At 72.0% G+C, this 17,790-nt stretch carries 14 protein-coding genes and 1 pseudogene; 6 read left to right on the forward strand and 9 right to left on the reverse strand.

What is annotated here, in order from left to right; all coding sequences use genetic code 11:
- Positions 1-61 precede the first annotated feature (61 nt).
- Together ACJ9NR_RS31600 and ACJ9NR_RS31605 are read left to right on the forward strand one after the other, a co-directional pair.
- Positions 62-1,027 carry a methyltransferase domain-containing protein gene (locus ACJ9NR_RS31600; RefSeq protein ID WP_412491865.1) on the forward strand — a complete coding sequence of 322 codons (966 nt, stop codon included), beginning with the start codon at positions 62-64 and terminating at the stop codon, positions 1,025-1,027.
- Positions 1,024-2,289, forward strand: coding sequence for a lysylphosphatidylglycerol synthase transmembrane domain-containing protein (locus ACJ9NR_RS31605; protein ID WP_412491308.1), 1,266 nt, complete (start codon positions 1,024-1,026; stop codon positions 2,287-2,289). The genes ACJ9NR_RS31600 and ACJ9NR_RS31605 overlap by 4 nt, the downstream gene beginning before the upstream one ends.
- On the opposite strand, the pseudogene ACJ9NR_RS31610 reads toward ACJ9NR_RS31605, so the two are convergent.
- A pseudogene (locus tag ACJ9NR_RS31610) lies at positions 2,181-2,921 on the reverse strand (creatininase family protein); the annotation flags it as partial. The gene ACJ9NR_RS31605 and the pseudogene ACJ9NR_RS31610 overlap by 109 nt on opposite strands.
- 38 nt (positions 2,922-2,959) lie before the next feature.
- Between ACJ9NR_RS31610 and ribA the strand changes: the two are divergent.
- Positions 2,960-3,619 carry a GTP cyclohydrolase II gene (gene ribA, locus ACJ9NR_RS31615; protein ID WP_412491307.1) on the forward strand — a complete coding sequence of 220 codons (660 nt, stop codon included), beginning with the start codon at positions 2,960-2,962 and terminating at the stop codon, positions 3,617-3,619.
- A 132-nt stretch (positions 3,620-3,751) separates the two neighbouring features.
- Here ribA and ACJ9NR_RS31620 read toward each other — a convergent pair whose 3' ends face one another.
- Positions 3,752-4,984, reverse strand: coding sequence for a serine hydrolase domain-containing protein (locus ACJ9NR_RS31620; protein ID WP_412491306.1), 1,233 nt, complete (start codon positions 4,982-4,984; stop codon positions 3,752-3,754).
- Positions 4,985-5,221: 237 nt separating this feature from the next.
- Between ACJ9NR_RS31620 and ACJ9NR_RS31625 the strand changes: the two genes are divergently transcribed.
- On the forward strand, positions 5,222-5,659 hold the full coding sequence (locus ACJ9NR_RS31625) for a PPOX class F420-dependent oxidoreductase (protein WP_412491305.1): 438 nt from the start codon (positions 5,222-5,224) through the stop codon (positions 5,657-5,659).
- Positions 5,660-5,916: 257 nt separating this feature from the next.
- Complete coding sequence (locus ACJ9NR_RS31630; RefSeq protein ID WP_412491304.1) at positions 5,917-6,327, forward strand: VOC family protein; 411 nt, start codon at positions 5,917-5,919, stop codon at positions 6,325-6,327.
- Positions 6,328-6,605: 278 nt separating this feature from the next.
- On the opposite strand, the gene gnd is transcribed toward ACJ9NR_RS31630, so the two are convergent.
- From gnd to tkt, 6 genes are read right to left on the reverse strand one after another with little or no spacing between them, the layout of a single operon-like run.
- Positions 6,606-7,481 (reverse strand): phosphogluconate dehydrogenase (NAD(+)-dependent, decarboxylating), encoded by an 876-nt coding sequence (gene gnd, locus ACJ9NR_RS31635; protein ID WP_412491864.1) that lies wholly within the window; start codon positions 7,479-7,481, stop codon positions 6,606-6,608.
- A gap of 10 nt (positions 7,482-7,491) precedes the next feature.
- The gene (gene pgi, locus ACJ9NR_RS31640) at positions 7,492-9,156 is read right to left on the reverse strand and encodes a glucose-6-phosphate isomerase (protein WP_412491302.1); all 1,665 of its coding nucleotides are present in this window, start codon (positions 9,154-9,156) and stop codon (positions 7,492-7,494) included.
- A gap of 1 nt (position 9,157) precedes the next feature.
- Complete coding sequence (opcA, locus tag ACJ9NR_RS31645) at positions 9,158-10,087, reverse strand: glucose-6-phosphate dehydrogenase assembly protein OpcA (RefSeq protein ID WP_412491301.1); 930 nt, start codon at positions 10,085-10,087, stop codon at positions 9,158-9,160.
- Positions 10,084-11,637 carry a glucose-6-phosphate dehydrogenase gene (zwf, locus tag ACJ9NR_RS31650; RefSeq protein ID WP_412491300.1) on the reverse strand — a complete coding sequence of 518 codons (1,554 nt, stop codon included), beginning with the start codon at positions 11,635-11,637 and terminating at the stop codon, positions 10,084-10,086. The genes opcA and zwf overlap by 4 nt, the downstream gene beginning before the upstream one ends.
- Positions 11,634-12,842: a transaldolase gene (tal, locus tag ACJ9NR_RS31655; protein WP_412491299.1), complete on the reverse strand. Its 1,209-nt coding sequence runs from the start codon at positions 12,840-12,842 to the stop codon at positions 11,634-11,636. Before tal ends, zwf begins: the two co-directional genes overlap by 4 nt.
- 20 nt (positions 12,843-12,862) lie before the next feature.
- Positions 12,863-14,938 (reverse strand): transketolase, encoded by a 2,076-nt coding sequence (tkt, locus tag ACJ9NR_RS31660; protein ID WP_412491298.1) that lies wholly within the window; start codon positions 14,936-14,938, stop codon positions 12,863-12,865.
- A gap of 146 nt (positions 14,939-15,084) precedes the next feature.
- Here tkt and ACJ9NR_RS31665 point away from each other — a divergent pair, with 146 nt between their 5' ends.
- The gene (locus tag ACJ9NR_RS31665; protein WP_412491297.1) at positions 15,085-15,990 is read left to right on the forward strand and encodes a helix-turn-helix domain-containing protein; all 906 of its coding nucleotides are present in this window, start codon (positions 15,085-15,087) and stop codon (positions 15,988-15,990) included.
- Positions 15,991-16,140: 150 nt separating this feature from the next.
- Here the strand turns inward: ACJ9NR_RS31665 and ACJ9NR_RS31670 are convergent, their stop codons facing one another.
- Positions 16,141-17,541 (reverse strand): glycoside hydrolase family 16 protein, encoded by a 1,401-nt coding sequence (locus ACJ9NR_RS31670; RefSeq protein ID WP_412491296.1) that lies wholly within the window; start codon positions 17,539-17,541, stop codon positions 16,141-16,143.
- Positions 17,542-17,790 lie beyond the last annotated feature (249 nt).

Genomic DNA, 17,790 nt, shown 5'->3' on the forward strand with positions numbered 1-17,790 from the left:
GATCGGTGGGAAGGTCCCGGTGCAGCCCGGGCCGCGCGACGGCTCCGAAACGGCGGGCGCCATGAAGTCCGGCCCCGGATCGGCGGACTCGGTGGTGTCCGGCCCCGAACCGGCGGACCCCGTGATCCCCGGCGCCGGTCCCGCCCCCCGCCCCGGGGAGCGTGCCACCGTCCGGTTGCGGGACGGCGGGTCCGAGGAGCCGGCGCGGTACGCGCCCGAGTGGCTTCAGCTGCGGGAGCCCGCCGACGCCGCCGCGCGGGCGCACGACCTGCTCGACCCGCTGCGCATCCGGCTGGCCAACCTGCCGGGCAGGGGCGGTCTCGTCATCCACGACGTCGGCTGCGGCACCGGTTCCATGGGCCGCTGGCTCGCGCCCCGGCTGGACGGTGCCCAGCACTGGATCCTGCACGACCGTGACCCCTATCTGCTGCACTTCGCGGCCGCCGCCTCCCCGCGCTCGGCCGCCGACGGCAGCCGGGTCACCGTGGAGACCCGGCGCGGCGATGTCGCCCGGCTCACCGCGGACGCCCTGCGCGGCGCTTCCCTGGTGACCGCCTCCGCGCTCCTCGACGTCCTCACCCAGGAGGAGATCGAGACCTTCGCCGACGCCTGCTCGCAGGCCGGCTGCCCGGCCCTGCTGACGCTCTCGGTCGCCGGACGCGTCGAACTCGGTCCGTCCGACCCGATGGACGAGGAGATCGCGGAGGCGTTCAACGCCCATCAGCGCCGGAACGGCCTGCTCGGCCCGGACGCGGTGACGGCGGCGTGCGAGGCCTTCTCGGAGCGGGGCGCGACGGTCCGGATCGCCCCGAGCCCCTGGCGGCTCGGACCGGACGAGGCCCCGCTGACGGCCCAGTGGCTGCGCGGCTGGGTGGGTGCGGCCGTGGAACAGCGGCCCGGCCTGAAGGCGCGCGCGGAACGGTATCTGCGCGAGCGCCTGGCCGCCTGCGAGGCGGGCGAGCTGCACGTCACCGTCCACCACAGCGACCTGCTGGCGCTGTCCCGGCCGACGGGCGGGGCGTCATGAGCGTGGAGGTCGTGGGCGCCGAACTCGTGGGCGTGGAACTCGTGGGCGTGGAAGTCGTGGGCGTGGAGACGGTGCGGGCCGCGGTGGTCGTGCGCGAGGTGCGCGGCGGGCCGGCAGCCGCGCCCCGCACGGCGGCCGCGCCCTGGTGGCGCAAGGCGGCGGCCGTGCTCAACTCCCCGGCCGTACGCACCCACTTCGGCACCGTCGCGGGCGTCGCCATCGTCGGTGGGCTGCTGTGGCGGCTCGGTACCGGTGTCCTGCTCGACGGGCTGCGCCGCATCGACGCGCCGACGCTGCTGCTCGCGCTCGCCGTCGGCGTGGTGACCACCGTGCTCAGTGCCTGGCGCTGGGCACTGGTGGCCCGGGGCCTGAGGATCCGGCTGCCGCTTCGGACGGCCGTCGCGGACTACTACCGGTCGCTGTTCCTGAACGCCGCCCTGCCCGGCGGCGTCCTCGGGGACGTGCACCGGGCGGTGCGGCACGGGCGGAGCGCCGGTGACCTGGGCCGCGGTGTGCGGTCGGTGCTGCTCGAACGGGTCGCCGGGCAGGTCACGCTGACGGTGGTCGGGGCGGCGACGCTGCTGACGATGCCGTCGCCGGTACGGGGCGAGGTGCGGCAGTTCGCCCCGCTGGTCGGGCTCGCCGCGGTCGGCGCGCTCGCCGTCGTCCTCGCGCTGCGGATGAACAAGGCGCCGTCGCGGCGCGGACGGGCGCTGCGAGCGACGCTCAGCGAGGCGCGCGAGGGGCTGCTCTCACGCCGCAACTGGCCCGGTGTGACCCTGTCGTCGCTGCTGATCCTGGCCGGGCACTTCGCGCTGTTCGTGCTCTCCGCCCGGGTCGCGGGCTCCGGCGCCCCCGTCGCCGTACTGCTGCCGCTGGCCGTGCTGGCGCTGGCCGCCATGGGGCTGCCGCTGAACGTCGGCGGCTTCGGACCCCGCGAGGGCGCCACCGCCTGGGCGTTCGGCGCGGCGGGCCTCGGCGCGAGCAGCGGCGTGGCGGTCGCCGTGGTCTACGGCGTGCTCAGCTTCGTGGCCGCGCTGCCGGGCGCCGGCGTCCTCCTCGCCCGCTGGTGCACCGCCCTGCGCACCGGCCCCCGGACGGCCGGGCCGGGCCCGGAGGCCGCCGCAGGCTACGCCGGGCCGTCCGCCGGGGCGAGGAGCGAGAAATACGCGCCGAAGGAATCCGCGAGGCTCGCCAGCAGTTCCTTCCCCTTTTCCGCACAACCCAGCGAAGGGCGCCCGATGACGCCCGAATCGGTATAGCCGGACATACCGAGGGTCAGCAGATGACGCCGGTCGTCCGCGACGAAATCGGAGGTCTCATAACCGGGCCGGAGGAATTCCGGATGAGCGTGCAGCAGGATGGAGGTCTCGATTTCTCCCGCGTGCATGTCGGTCAGCAGCGAGGTGGTCACCCCCGCCCGCCGCCGCGCCGCCTCCCAGTCCTCCGCGGCCGGGAACAGCGCCATCCGCTCGCCGCGGGCGGAGGCTTCCTGAACGACGTTGCCCAGTACGTAGTTCCCGCCGTGCCCGTTGACCACCACCAGGGCGTCGACGCCGGAGCGGCGGAGCGAGGCCGCGATGTCCGACACCACCGCATGAAGGGTCACCGAGGAGATGCTGACCGTACCGGGCCAGGCCGCGTGCTCGTGCGAGCAGGAGATCGTCACCGGGGGAAGGAGGTGCACCGGGTACGCCGCGGCGATCTCCCGGGCGACGGCGCAGGCGACGAGCGTGTCGGTCGCCAGCGGCAGGAACGGGCCGTGCTGCTCGAAGCTGCCGACGGGAAGCACCGCGACCTGCGTTGAGACACGCGCGGCCCTGGTCCGTACCTCTTCCGTAGTGTCCGCCGGCACCAGCCCGTCCGCCGCCGTACGCGCGCCCGAAACACTCATTTCTTCACGGCCTTTCGTCTCTGCTTAGGAATCAGATCATGACAGAAAAAATCGGCGTCCTCGGCAAGAAGTCCCCACCGCGCACGGGTGTGGAACGGATCGTGAATGCACCGCTGCCCACGGTGTACGGGCAATTCCGGGCGGTGGGTTACATGGATCACGACCGCGGTGATGAGCAGGTGGCCCTCGTCTACGGGGACATCGGAACGGAAGGCGTCCTCACCCGGCTGCATTCCGAGTGCCTGACCGGTGACGCGTTCGGTTCCCGGCACTGCGAGTGCGGCGACCAACTGGCCTCCGCCCTCAAGGCCGTGGCCGCCGAGGGCAGCGGCATCGTCGTCTACCTGCGCGGTCACGAGGGCCGCGGCATAGGGCTGCTGGCCAAGCTGCGGGCGATGGCCCTGCAGGCGGAGGGCCTGGACACCGTCGAGGCGAACCTCGCGCTCGGACTGCCGGTCGACGCACGCGACTACGGGGTGGCCGCCGGCATCCTGCGGGACCTGGGCGTGCATTCGGTGCGCCTGATGTCCAACAACCCGCGCAAGAAGGAGGCACTGGTGCGGCACGGCGTGCAGGTGGCCGAGACCGTCCCGCTGCTGATCCCGCCGTGCGAGAGCAACATCACCTACCTGCGCACCAAGCGGGAACGGCTCGACCACGTGCTGCCGCATCTGGACGCGGTGGCGCACCTGTCCTGAACACGCACGCCACCTCGCCGCCGGTGTCCGCAGGGGACGCGCCGTCGGCGAGGTGGGCCGCAGCACCGAACGCCGTACGCCCCTCCGTCCCCCGCGCCGTCCGGTGCGGGCGTTCGGCCCCCACGGCAGCGCCTACTCCTTGACGGCTTCGTGGACCAGGCGCCGCAGTTCGGGGATGATCCGGAGCGAGGACTTCGGGCGGACCTGGGTCATGAACTGCACGGTCAGGTCGCGGCCGGGGTCGACCCAGAAGGTCGTCGTCGCCGCGCCGCTCCAGCCGTACGTGCCGGCCGCCGTCGGTGACAGGGTGCGCTCCGGGTCGATGACGACGGAGACGCCGAGGCCGAAGCCGACGCCGTCGTTGGTGGGCTCGTCGTGGGCCGGGCGGCTGCCGTAGGCGCGCAGGTCGGCTCCGCCGGGGAGATGGTTGCGGGTCATCAGGTCCACCGTCCCGGGGGCGAGCAGGCGGACGCCGTCGAGTTCGCCGCGGCGGCGCAGCAGTTCCATGAAGCGGTGGAAGTCGTGGGCGGAGGCCACCATGCCGCCGCTGCCGGACAGGAAGCGGGGCCGCCCGCCGCGCAGCGGCAGCCCGGGGACCGGCTCGATGCCGCCGCCGTCGGACTCGCCGTACAACTCCGAGAGCCTGGGGGCCTGTTCGTCGGTGACGTGGAAGCCGGCGTCGGTCATGCCGAGCGGTCCGAGGATCCGCTCGGTGAAGAACGCGTCGAGCGGCTGCCCGGACACCACCTCGATCACCCGGCCGAGCACATTGGTGGAGACCGAGTAGTTCCACTGGGTGCCCGGCTCGAACTGCAGCGGCATACGGGCGTACACGTCGACCGTCTGCGCCAGGTCGGTGCCCGGTACCACGGACGACTCGAGGCCGGCCGCGCGGTAGCGGGTGTCGACGGGGTGGCTGTGGTAAAAGCCGAAGGTCAGGCCCGAGGTGTGGGTGAGCAGGTGGCGGATGCGTATCGGCCCGTCGGCGGGCCGGGTGCGTACCTCGTCGCCCGCGCCGCTCTCGTACACGCGGGGGCTCGCGAAGGCCGGGACGTACCGGTCGAGCGGGTCGTCCAGCGACAGCCGGCCCTCCTCCACGAGCATCAGCGCGGCCACCGAGGTGACCGGTTTGGTCATGGAGTAGATCCGCCACAGGGTGTCGGCCTCGACGGGCAGGTCCGCCGCGACGTCGCGCCGGCCGTGGGTGGTGAGGTGCGCGACGCGCCCGCCGCGGGCCACGGCCACCAGGAAGCCGGGCAGACGTCCCTCGTCGACGTAGTGGGCGCAGGCCCGGTCGAGTCGGTCCAGCGCCTTCACGTCCAGCCCGGCCTCGTCCGGTTCGGCCTCTTGCCGCAGCGTTGCCATTGCTCTCCTCCACATCCGCTCGTCGAGGTGTGGTCCGGCGGTACCCGTCCGGACGGCCTCGGATCTCATCGTCGCGCAGGAAGGCGTCCCGGGTCCCCCTGTCGGCCAGGATTGATCGTTTGCGTGGAGCGTTCCGGCGGCGCGCGTCCCGCGCCCCCGACCGGCCCGGTCGGCAGCCCGGCCGCGAGGGCCGATCATCCGGGAATGCGCGGCTCGGACGGCGGAGTTGATCCAGGCATGACTCAGGACGCACTGCTCGAGCTGCTCTCCGAGGGCCGCGGCGGGGTGCTGGTCACCCTCAAGCGCGACGGCCGGCCCCAGCTGTCGAACGTCAGCCACCACTACTACCCCGGCGAACGCCTCCTCCGGATCTCGGTCACCGACGGCCGCGCCAAGACGCGCAATCTGCGCCGGGACCCGCGGGCGTCGTACCACGTGACCACCGCGGACCGCCGGGCCTACGCCGTCGTCGAGGGCTCGGCCGAACTCTCACCGGTCGCCAGGGATCCGCACGACGACACCGTCGAGGAGCTGGTCCGGCTCTACCGCGACGTCGTCGGCGAGCACCCCGACTGGGACGACTACCGTGCCGCGATGGTCCGCGACCGGCGCCTGGTGGTGCGGCTGAAGGTGGAGCGCGCGTACGGGATGCCGAAGGGGGCCGACCGGGGCTGAGAGCAGCCCCGGCGCGCCCGGGCCGCGCGCTCCGGCCGCCCCTGAATCCGGCCGGGGCACGCGTCCCCTCATGATGACCGCAGCGCGCGCCACGTCTCAACGGCGCCCCTCCCGCGGACCGCGGACCGGGCGCCGAGGAATCCCGCAGGATCTGGGCCGACCTAGGCCCCGGGGCGCAGGACCGACGGCCGATGGTCCGGGCACCGCCGGCTGCCTAGGCTGCGAGGGACCGCACCCCAGCCCGGAAAGAGGTCAGCATGCCCCTCGACGGCCGTAGCCATGTCCGTCTCGCCCGTCCGTCCCGGGACCTCGCGGCCGCCGAGCGGTTCTGGGTCGGCGGGCTCGGTCTCAGCGTGGTGTGGCGGACCGAGGGCGGCTCGGAACCCGGCGAGCACGAGCTGCTGATGGTCGGCTGGCCGGATGCCGGCTGGCACCTGGAACTCGTCCGCGAACCGGGACGGCCCGTCGAGCCGCGGCCCACGCAGGAGGACCTTCTCGTCGTCTACGTCGACGGTCCGGTGCCGGAGGAGCTGCTCGCCCGTCTGGAGGAGCACGGCGGCAGGCGGGTGGCCTCGCCCAATCCGTACTGGAACCGGTGGGGGGTGACGGTCGAGGATCCCGACGGGTACCGGCTGGTGCTGTGCGAACGGGGCTGGTCGAACCGGTAGCCACGTCCGTCGGATCCGTCCGGGGGCCTGCGCCCGGACCTTCCGCGGGCCCGCCCGGTACCGGCGTGTCGGCCCTCCCGGAGAGCTCCCGGCGGGCAGCCGCCGGGCGTCCGGCCGCCGAGGGGGCGGCGGAGCCGGGTCTCCACGAGCGCCGCGGCACCCGAGGACGTGCAGCGGAACCCGGCCGCCGGGACGCGCGGGGTCGTGGTGATCAGGTCACCGAGGACCCGCCGGTGCCGTCGCGGGCCCGTGACCCGCGCGGCACCCCTCGGGCCGGCCTACTTCGACTCGACGGCGTGCCCGCCGAACTGGTTGCGCAGTGCGGCGACCATCTTCATCTGCGGGGAGTCCTCCTGGCGGGAGGAGAACCGGGCGAAGAGGGAGGCCGTGATCGCGGGCAGCGGCACGGCGTTGTCGATGGCCGCCTCCACCGTCCAGCGGCCCTCGCCGGAGTCCTGCGCGAAGCCCTTGAGCTTGTCCAGATGCTCGTCGTCGTCGAGGGCGCCGACCGCGAGGTCCAGCAGCCAGGAGCGGATGACGGTGCCGTCCTGCCAGGAGCGGAAGACCTCGCGGACGTTGTCCACGGAGTCCACCTTCTCCAGCAGCTCCCAGCCCTCGGCGTAGGCCTGCATCATCGCGTACTCGATGCCGTTGTGGACCATCTTGGAGAAGTGCCCGGCGCCCACCTTGCCGGCGTGGACGTAGCCGTAGGGGCCCTCCGGCTTCAGCGCATCGAAGATCGGCTGCAGCCGCTCGACGTGCTCCTTGTCGCCGCCGACCATGAGCGCGTAGCCGTTCTGCAGGCCCCAGACGCCGCCGGAGACACCGGCGTCGACGAAGCCGATGTCCCTGGCGCCCAGCTCCGCGGCGTGCTTCTCGTCGTCGCTCCAGCGGGAGTTGCCGCCGTCGACGACGGTGTCGCCGGGCGACAGCAGCCCGCCGAGCTCGTCGACGACCGACTGGGTGGCGGCGCCGGCCGGGACCATCACCCAGACCACCCGCGGCGCCTGGAGCTTGTCGACCAGTTCGGCGAGGCTCGCCGTGTCGGAGAGGTCGGGGTCGCGGTCGTAGCCGATCACGGTGTGGCCCGCGCGGCGCAGCCGCTCGCGCATGTTGCCGCCCATCTTGCCGAGACCGATGAGACCCATTTGCATCGCTGTCATATCAGTGCACTTCCTTGAGCTCGCGGTACGCGGCCACGAGAGCGGTGGTGGAGGGGTCCAGACCGGGGACGGAGGCGCCCTCGGTCAGGGCGGGCTCGACGCGCTTGGCGAGGACCTTGCCGAGCTCGACGCCCCACTGGTCGAAGGAGTCGATGTTCCAGACGGCGCCCTGCACGAACACCTTGTGCTCGTAGAGGGCGATCAGCTGGCCGAGGACGGACGGGGTCAGCTCCGGGGCCAGGATCGTGGTGGTGGGGCGGTCGCCCGCGAACGTGCGGTGCGGGACCTGCGCCTCGGGGACGCCCTCCGCGCGCACCTCCTCCGCCGTCTTGCCGAAGGCCAGCGCCTGCCCCTGCGCGAACAGGCTGGCCATCAGCAGGTCGTGCTGCGCCTTGAGTTCGTCGCTCAGCTCCGCCGCCGGACGCGCGAAGCCGATCAGGTCGGCGGGGATGAGCCGGGTGCCCTGGTGGATCAACTGGTAGTAGGCGTGCTGGCCGTTGGTCCCGGGCGTGCCCCACACCACCGGACCGGTCGCCCAGTCCACCACGTGGCCGTCGCGGCCGACCGACTTGCCGTTGGACTCCATGTCGAGCTGCTGCAGGTACGCGGTGAACTTCGACAGGTAGTGGCTGTACGGCAGCACCGCGTGGGACTCGGCCCCGAGGAAGTCGCCGTACCAGATGCCCAGCAGGCCCAGGATCAGCGGGGCGTTGTGCTCGGCGGGCGCGGTCCTGAAGTGCTCGTCGACGATGCGGAAGCCGTCGAGCATCTCGCGGAAGCGGTCCGGGCCGATGGCGATCATCAGCGACAGGCCGATCGCCGAGTCGAAGGAGTAGCGTCCGCCGACCCAGTCCCAGAACTCGAACATGTTGTCCGGGTCGATACCGAACCCGGCGACCTTCTCCGCGTTGGTCGACAGCGCCACGAAGTGCCTCGCCACCGCCTTCTCCTCGCCGCCGAGCCCGGCGAGCAGCCAGGAGCGGGCCGAGGTGGCGTTGGTGATGGTCTCGATCGTGGTGAAGGTCTTGGAGGCGACGATGAACAGCGTCTCCTCCGGGTCCAGGTCCCGCACCGCCTCGTGCAGATCGGCGCCGTCGACGTTCGACACGAAGCGGAACGTCAACTCCCGTGCGGTGAAGGTGCGCAGGGCCTCGTACGCCATCGCGGGTCCGAGGTCGGAGCCGCCGATGCCGATGTTGACGACGTTCCTGATGCGCTTGCCGGTGTGGCCGGCCCAGGCGCCGGAGCGGACCCGGTCCGCGAAGCCGGCCATCCTGTCCAGCACGGCGTGGACCCGCGGCACCACGTTCTCGCCGTCGACCTCGATCACCGCGTCCCGGGGCGCCCGCAGCGCGGTGTGCAGCACGGCGCGGTCCTCGGTCGTGTTGATCTTCTCGCCGCGGAACATGGCGTCGCGCAGCCCGGACACACCGGTGGCGGTGGCCAGTTCCTGGAGCAGCGCGAGGGTCTCGTCGTTGATCAGGTGCTTGGAGTAGTCGATGCGCAGGTCGCCGACGCGTACGACGTACCGTTCGGCGCGGGAGGGGTCCGCCGCGAACAGCTCACGCAGCCGCGGGTGTCGCAGTCCCTGCGCGCGGTGGTCCTCCAGAGCGGTCCACTCCGGGCGCCGGGTGAGCCTGGGGGAGTCGGCCGAAGAGTCGGGCATGTCAGACGGTCTCCTTCGTGGCGGCCTCGCCGCGCAGGGCGACGGCGTACATCTCGTCGGCGTCGAGGCGGCGCAGTTCCTCGGCGATGAGTTCCGACATGGTGCGCACCTTCAGGGCGAGGGTGCGCGGCGGCTGGTCCGGCAGGGTCAGCGTGGCCAGCGGGCCCTCCGGGCGGTCGATGACGATGTCGCCGCTCCCGGTGCCGAGACGGACGGCGGTCACCACCGGGCCGGCGGTGACCACGCGGTCGATGGTCACCCCCAGCCGGGCCTCCAGCCAGCGCGCCAGCAGCTCGGCCGCCGGGTTGTCGGCCTCGGCCTCGACGGCCCCCGACACGATCGTCGTGTGGGCCTGGTCCAGGGCGGCGGCGAGCATCGAGCGCCACGGCGTCAGCCGGGTCCAGGCGAGGTCGGTGTCACCGGGCGCGTAGGAGCGGGCCCGCTGCTCCAGCGTCGCCAGCGGGTCCCCGACGGCGTACAGGTCGGTGATCCGGCGCTGCGCGAGGGCGCCGAGCGGGTCCTTGGCGGGCACCTCGGGCGCGTCCACCGGCCACCAGACGACGACCGGGGCGTCCGGCAGCAGCAGCGGCAGGACGACCGAGTCGGCGTGGTCGGAGACCTCGCCGTACGTGCGCAGCACGACCGTCTCGCCGGTGCCGGCGTCGGAGCCCACCCGCACCTCGGCGTCCAGCTTGGAGACGACGCGGTCACGCGGGGTGCGGGCCTGCCGCCTGATGACGACCAGGGTGCGCGAGGGGTGCTCGTGCGAGGCCTCCTCGGCGGCCTTGATCGAGTCGTAGGCGTTCTCCTCGTCCGTGACGATGACCATCGTCAGGACCATGCCCACAGCGGGCGTGCCGAGGGCGCGGCGGCCCTGCACCAGCGCCTTGTTGATCTTGCTTGCCGTGGTGTCGGTCAGGTCGATCTTCATGGCCTGCGCCAGCTCCGTCCGTCTCGTGCGAGCATCTCGTCGGCTTCCCCGGGTCCCCAGGAACCCGAGGCGTACTGCGCCGGCCTGCCGTGGTCCGCCCAGTACTTCTCGATGGGGTCGAGAATCTTCCAGGACTCTTCCACTTCCTGGTGACGGGGGAACAGGTTGGCGTCGCCGAGCAGCACGTCCAGGATGAGCCGCTCGTACGCCTCCGGGCTGGACTCGGTGAAGGACTCGCCGTAGGCGAAGTCCATCGACACGTCCCGGATCTCCATCGAGGTGCCCGGCACCTTGGAGCCGAAGCGGACCGTCATGCCCTCGTCCGGCTGGACGCGGATGACGATCGCGTTCTCGCCGAGCTCCTCGGTGGCGGTGGAGTCGAAGGGGGAGTGCGGCGCCCGTTTGAACACGACGGCGATCTCGGTGACCCGGCGGCCCAGGCGCTTGCCGGTGCGCAGGTAGAAGGGGATGCCCGCCCAGCGGCGGTTGTCGATCTCCACCTTGACGGCGGCGTAGGTGTCGGTCCTCGACTTCGGGTCGATGCCCTCCTCCTGGAGGTAGCCGGCCACCTTCTCGCCGCCCTGCCAGCCCTCCGCGTACTGCGCGAGCACCGTGTTCCTGCCCAGGTCCTCCGGCAGCCGTACGGACTTGAGCACCTTGAGCTTCTCGGTGAGCAGCGACTCGGCGTCGAAGGCGATGGGCTCCTCCATCGCGGTCAGCGCCATCAGCTGCAGCAGGTGGTTCTGGATGACGTCGCGGGCGGCGCCGATGCCGTCGTAGTAGCCGGCCCGGCCGCCGATGCCGATGTCCTCGGCCATGGTGATCTGCACGTGGTCCACGTACGACCGGTTCCAGACGGGCTCGTACATCTGGTTGGCGAAGCGCAGCGCCAGGATGTTCTGGACGGTCTCCTTGCCCAGGTAGTGGTCGATGCGGAACACCTGGTCCGGCTCGAACACGTCGTGCACGATCGCGTTCAGCTCGCGGGCGCTCGCCAGGTCGCGCCCGAAGGGCTTCTCGATGACCGCGCGCCGCCAGGAGCCCTCGGGAGCGTTCGCCAGACCGTGTTCCTTCAGCTGCCGGACGACCTTCGGGAAGAACTTCGGCGGTACGGAGAGGTAGAAGGCGTAGTTGCCGTTGGTGCCGCGGGCCTTGTCGAGCTCGTCGACGGTGCTGCGCAGCAGTTCGAACGCCGTGTCGTCGCCGAAGTCGCCGGGGATGAACCGCATGCCCTCGGCGAGCTGCTGCCAGACCTCCTCACGGAACTCGGTGCGGGCGTGCTCGCGCACCGCGTCGTGCACGACCTGCGCGAAGTCCTGGTCCTCCCAGTCGCGGCGGGCGAAGCCGACGAGCGAGAAGCCCGGCGGCAGCAGGCCGCGGTTGGCCAGGTCGTAGACGGCCGGCATCAGCTTCTTGCGGGACAGGTCGCCGGTGACGCCGAAGATGACGAGACCGGACGGGCCCGCGACCCGGGGCAGCCGGCGGTCGCGCTCGTCGCGCAGCGGATTGCTCCAGTGGAGCTGCGCCCCTGCCGCATCCTGCTCGGTCATACTGCGTCGACCCCCTCGCCGTCCAGGAACTTCGTCACGGCGTCCAGCAGGTCCTGCCAGGCCGCCTCGAACTTGGCGACACCCTCGTCCTCGAGCCGCTGGACGACCTCGTCGTAGGAGATGCCGAGCGCCTCGACGGCGGCCAGGTCCGCGCGGGCCTGTGCGTAGCCGCCGGTCACCGTGTCGCCGGTGATCCCGCCGTGGTCGGCGGTGGCGTTCAGCGTGCCCTCCGGCATCGTGTTGACGGTGCCGGGCGCGACCAGTTCGTCGACGTACAGGGTGTCCTTGTACGCCGGGTCCTTCACACCGGTGGAGGCCCACAGCGGGCGCTGCGGGTTGGCCCGCGCACCGGCGAGCGCGCTCCAGCGCGCCGACGGCCGCACCGGACCGGCCACGGAGCCGAAGACCTCCTCGTACGCCTCGTACGCGAGCCGCGCGTTCGCCAGCGCGGCCCTGCCCTTGAGCGCGAGCGCCTCGCCGGTGCCCAGCACGGTCAGGCGCTTGTCGATCTCGGAGTCGACACGGGAGACGAAGAAGGAGGCCACGGAGTGGATGGCGGCGAGGTCCAGGCCCCCGGCCCGCGCCTTCTCCAGGCCGGCCAGGTAGGCGTCCATGACCTCGCGGTAGCGCTCCAGCGAGAAGATCAGCGTGACATTGACGCTGATGCCGAGCCCGATGACCTCGGTGATCGCCGGAAGGCCGGCCTTCGTCGCCGGAATCTTGATCATGACGTTGGGCCGGTCGACCAGCCAGGCCAGCTGCCTGGCCTCGGCGACGGTGGCCCCGGTGCGGTGCGCCAGGCGGGGGTCGACCTCGATGGAGACCCGGCCGTCGCGGCCGTCGGTGGCGTCGTACACCGGCCGCAGGATGTCGGCGGCGGCGCGCACGTCGGCGGTGGTCATCATCCGTACCGCCTCGTCGACGGCCACGCCCCGCACCGCGAGGTCGGCGAGCTGCTCCTCGTACCCTCCCCCACTCTCGGCTTCGCTCGAGCGGGAGGATCCCCACGCCGTGGAGCCGATGGCGGCCTGGAAGATGGACGGGTTGGTGGTCACGCCCACCACGTTTCTGTCCCGGACGAGTCCGGCGAGGTCGCCGGACTCGATGCGCCGGCGCGAGAGGTCGTCCAGCCAGACGGAGACGCCTTCGTCGCTGAGGCGCTTCAGGGCTCCGGCGGCCGCGGTGGCTTCGGTCACAGTGATCATCTTCTTTCTCGCGATCGGGATCAGCCGCGGGCGTCGGCCAGGGATTCCCGGGCCGCGGCGGCGACGTTCTCGGGGGTGAAGCCGAATTCGGCGAACAGGGTCCTGGCGTCGGCCGAGGCGCCGAAGTGCTCCAGGGAGACGATGCGTCCCGCGTCACCCGTGAAGCGGTACCACGTCAGGCCGATGCCCGCCTCGACCGCGACGCGGGCCCTCACCGACGGCGGAAGGACGCGGTCGCGGTACTCGCGCGGCTGCTCCTCGAACCACTCCACGGACGGCATCGACACCACGCGCGTGCCGGTGCCCTCGGCCTCCAGCCGCTCCCGTGCGGCGACGGCGAGCTGCACCTCGGAGCCGGTGGCGATCAGGATCACGTCCGGGATCGCGGTGGAGGACTCCTTCAGCACGTAACCGCCCCTCGCCGCGTCGGGGTCGGGCGCGTAGGTGGGCACGCCCTGGCGGGTGAGCGCGAGGCCGTGCGGGGCCGGGTCGGTGGAGTGCCGCCGGAGGATCTCGGCCCACGCGATCGCGGTCTCGTTGGCGTCGGCCGGGCGGACCACGTTCAGGCCCGGGATGGCGCGCAGGGCGGCCAGGTGCTCCACCGGCTGGTGGGTCGGGCCGTCCTCACCGAGTCCGACGGAGTCGTGCGTCCAGACGTACGTCACCGGCAGCTGCATCAGCGCCGACATGCGGACGGCGTTGCGCATGTAGTCGGAGAACACCAGGAAGGTGCCGCCGTAGATGCGGGTGTTGCCGTGCAGGGCGATGCCGTTCATCTCCGCGGCCATCGAGAACTCGCGGATGCCGAAGTGGACGGTACGGCCGTACGGGTCGGCCTCCGGCAGCGGGTTGCCCTCCGGCAGGAAGGACGAGGTCTTGTCGATGGTGGTGTTGTTGGAGCCGGCCAGGTCGGCGGAGCCGCCCCACAGCTCCGGCAGCACCCCGCCGAGCGCCTGCAGCACCTTGCCGGACGCGGCGCGGGTGGCGACGGCCTTGCCCTCCTCGAAGACCGGCAGGACGTCCTGCCAGCCCTCCGGCAGCCGCCCCGCCACGATCCTGTCGAACAGCCCGGCCCGCTCGGGGTTGGCGCCGCGCCACTTGTCGATCTGCTTGTCCCAGGCGGCGTGCGCCTCGGCACCGCGGTCGAGGGCCTTGCGGGCGTGGGCGAGCACGTCGGCGTCGACCTGGAAGGTCTGCTCGGGGTCGAAGCCGAGGACGCGCTTGGTGGCGGCCACCTCGTCGGCACCGAGCGCGGAGCCGTGCGCGGCCTCGGTGTTCCGCGCGTTCGGCGCGGGCCAGGCGATGATCGTGCGCATCGCGATGATCGAGGGGCGGCCGGTCTCGGCCCGCGCGGCCTCCAGCGCCGCGTGCAGCGCGGGCACGTCCACGTCGCCGTCCCCGGCCGGCTCGACGCGCTGGGTGTGCCAGCCGTAGGCCTCGTAGCGCCCCAGGACGTCCTCGGAGAACGCGGTCGCGGTGTCACCCTCGATGGAGATGTGGTTGTCGTCGTAGAGGAGGACCAGGTTGCCGAGCTTCTGGTGGCCGGCCATCGAGGATGCCTCGGCGGAGACGCCCTCCTCCAGGTCGCCGTCGGAGACGATCGCCCAGACGGTGTGGTCGAAGGGGGAGGTGCCCGCGGGGGCCTCGGGGTCGAACAGGCCGCGCTCGTAGCGGGCTGCCATCGCCATGCCGACGGCGTTGGCGACGCCCTGGCCGAGCGGTCCCGTGGTGGTCTCGACGCCGGCGGTGTGGCCGTACTCGGGGTGACCGGGTGTCTTCGAACCGTGCGTCCGGAAGGCCTTCAGATCGTCCAGGGTGACCTCGTAGCCCGCCAGGAACAGCTGGGTGTAGAGGGTCAGCGAGGTGTGGCCGGGGGAGAGGACGAAGCGGTCCCGGCCGGTCCACTCGGGGTCGGCGGGGTCGTGACGCATCATCTTCTGAAAGATCGTGTACGCGGCCGGGGCCAGGCTCATCGCGGTGCCCGGATGGCCGTTGCCGACCTTCTGCACCGCGTCGGCCGCCAGGAGGCAGGCAGTGTCGACCGCGCGCCGGTCGAGTCCGGTCCATTCGAAGCCGTCAGACGTCTGCGTGCTCATCTTCAAGAAGTCCTCGATCGAAGCGAATCTGGTGCTCGGTCGCGTTCAAAACTAAAAGTCTGACTTTTGAGCCGGAAGGTCGCGGTGTGTCAGCCTGTGGTGAAAGTGGGACACCGGCGGCACGACCGAGGCGGCACGAGGCGGACATGGCGGGCAGAACCATCCAAGGCGGGGGCGATGACGGCGTGGTGGACGGCATCCGAACGTTCCCTTTCCCGGTCGAGCTGAGCGTGGGCGGCGTCGGGATGCAGATCGGCCCGATGGGGGCGGGCCGCACCTGGCACGCCCAGGCACCGCTGGAGCGGGTGCACCGCATCGACTTCCACGTCGTGATGCTCTTCGACGGCGGCCCGGTCCGCCACATGATCGACTTCGCCGAGTACGAGGCGTCCGCCGGCGACCTGCTGTGGATCCGCCCGGGCCAGGTGCACCGTTTCTCGCCGACCAGCGAGTACCGCGGAACCGTACTGACCATGCAACCCGGCTTCCTGCCCCGCGCCACGGTGGAGGCGACCGGCCTCTACCACTACGGCCAGCCGCCCCTGCTCCGCCCCGACGCACCCCGGCTGCAGGCCCTGCGCGCCTCCCTGGCCCAGCTGCGCCGCGAGTACGAGGACACGGGGACGCTGCCGCCGAGCCTGCACACGGCGGTGCTGCGGCACTCCCTGACCGCGTTCCTGCTGCGCCTGGCGCATCTGGCGGCCAGCTCGGCGGAGGCGGCGCGCGGCCGGGCGGACACGACGTTCACCCTCTTCCGGGACGCCGTGGAGAAGGACTTCGCCACCAACCACAGCGTGAGCGCCTACGCCGACTCCCTCGGCTACTCCCGCCGCACCCTCGTGCGCGCGGTCCGCGCCGCCACCGGCGAGACCCCCAAGGGCTTCATCGACAAGCGGGTCGTGCTGGAGGCGAAACGGCTGCTGGCCCACACCGACATGCCGATCGGCCGGGTCGGCGCGGCGATCGGCTTCCCCGACGCCGCGAACTTCTCGAAGTTCTTCCAGCAGCACACGGACCAGACACCGGCGGCGTTCCGGGCGGAGCTGCGGTAGGCCCGGCGCGGAGCCGCGGAGCCGCGGAGGGGTCGGGCCCGCGGACCGGCATGGCGATGTCCTCGCGGACCGGCATGGCGATGTCCTCGCGGACCGGCATGGCGATGCCCCCGCGGGAGGATCCTCGCGGGGGCATCGCCAAGTGCCCGGTCAGTGGCCGAAGTCGAACCAGTTCACGTTCACGAAGTCGGCCGGCTGGCCGCTGGTGAAGGTGAGGTAGACGTCGTGCGTGCCGGTCACCGAGCTGATGTTGGCCGGGACGGTTCTCCATGACTGCCAGCCGCCGGTGTTCGACAGCGCGAAACTGCCGATCGGTGCGTTGCTGCGGCTGTCCAGGCGCACCTCGACCAGACCGCTCACCCCGCTCGCCGCGCCGCTCGCCACCCGGGCGTTGAACTGGGTGGCCGCCGTGGAGCCGAAGTTGACGCCCTTGTACAGCGCCCAGTCGCCGTTGGCGAGGTAGCCCATGTCCTGTCCGCCGCCGGCGTCCGTGGTGGCCTCGGTGGCGACGCCGGACTGGCTGTCGTAGGACTCGGCCTGGATGGGGCTGTAGGCGTCGCGGTTGCCGGTGGGCGGCGGTGTGGTGCCCCCGCCGCCGCCGGAGGAGAGCACCTGGACGTAGTCCACCACCATCGGGTGGCCGGACTCGGTGGCGCCGGTCGGGCCGCCGCCGAAGGCGTCCGGGAAGCCGCCGCCCATCGCCACGTTCAGGATCAGGAAGAACCCGTGGTCGGTGGCGTTGGCCCAGGTCGTCGCGTCCATCTGACTGGCCGTCACCGTGTGGTAGTTGACGCCGTCGACGTAGAAGCGGATCGCCTCCGGGCTGACCGAGCGGTCCCACTCCATGCTGTAGGTGTGGAAGGCGGACTGGCAGGTGCTGCCCGGGCAGGCGATCGAATTGCCGATGCCCGTCGTCTCGTTGCAGGGGCCGCCCGGGTTGGTGCCGCAGTGCATGGTCGCCCAGACCTTGTTCATGCCCTGGACGTTCTCCATGATGTCCAGCTCGCCGACGCTCGGCCAGTTCTGGTAGTTGCCGCGGTAGGGCGCGCCCAGCGCCCAGAACGCCGGCCAGTAGCCCGCGGCCGCGTTGCCGGTGACGTTGGGCATCTGGATGCGGGCGTCGACGCGCAGCTTGCCGCCGGCCGGGGGCTGGAAGTCGGTGCGCTTGGTCTCGATGCGGCCGGAGGTCCAGTGGCCGGACCCGTCGCGCACCGGGGTGATGCGCAGATTGCCGTTGCCGTCGAGCGCGACGTTGCTGGTGCTGTTGGTCATCGTCTCGACCTCGCCGGTGCCCCAGTTGGCGGGGCCGCCCGGATACGAGGTCCCGGTGTCGTACTGCCAGTCGGAGGTGTTGACGCCGGACCCGGCGGCGCCGTTGAAGTCGTCGAGGAAGACCTGGTTCCAGCCCGACGGGGGAGCCGGCGCGGAGGCGCTGGCGGACTGGGTGGTCAGGGTGGCGGCGGCCGCCACCAGGCCGAGGGTGCCGACAGCGGCGACGAGTGCCCGCCGCAGCGGGCGCCGTCTGTGGTGCGTGCCGGAGGTGTCACTCATGCGGGGTGCCTCCCGGGGACGGAGTGGGGGTGCGCTGGATGCCATGTGCGCGGAGCTCTTCTGAGAGCGCTCTCAGAGTGCCTCAATGTGCTCCCGGTCACTCCGGTCGTCAAGAGTTGAAGCAGGCAAAGTCTTTCAGTGGTAGGTGAGTTCACCCTATGAACGGCATATGTGCCAAGAACTGCCTGCCTTCCAGTCCGCCCACGACAGGTTCCGGTCGTTGAGCCCATCGTCCGGTTCGACGGTGCG

Origin of the sequence: Streptomyces sediminimaris, from assembly GCF_047049295.1 — a bacterium.
In the GTDB taxonomy this organism is placed as follows: domain Bacteria; phylum Actinomycetota; class Actinomycetes; order Streptomycetales; family Streptomycetaceae; genus Streptomyces; species Streptomyces sediminimaris.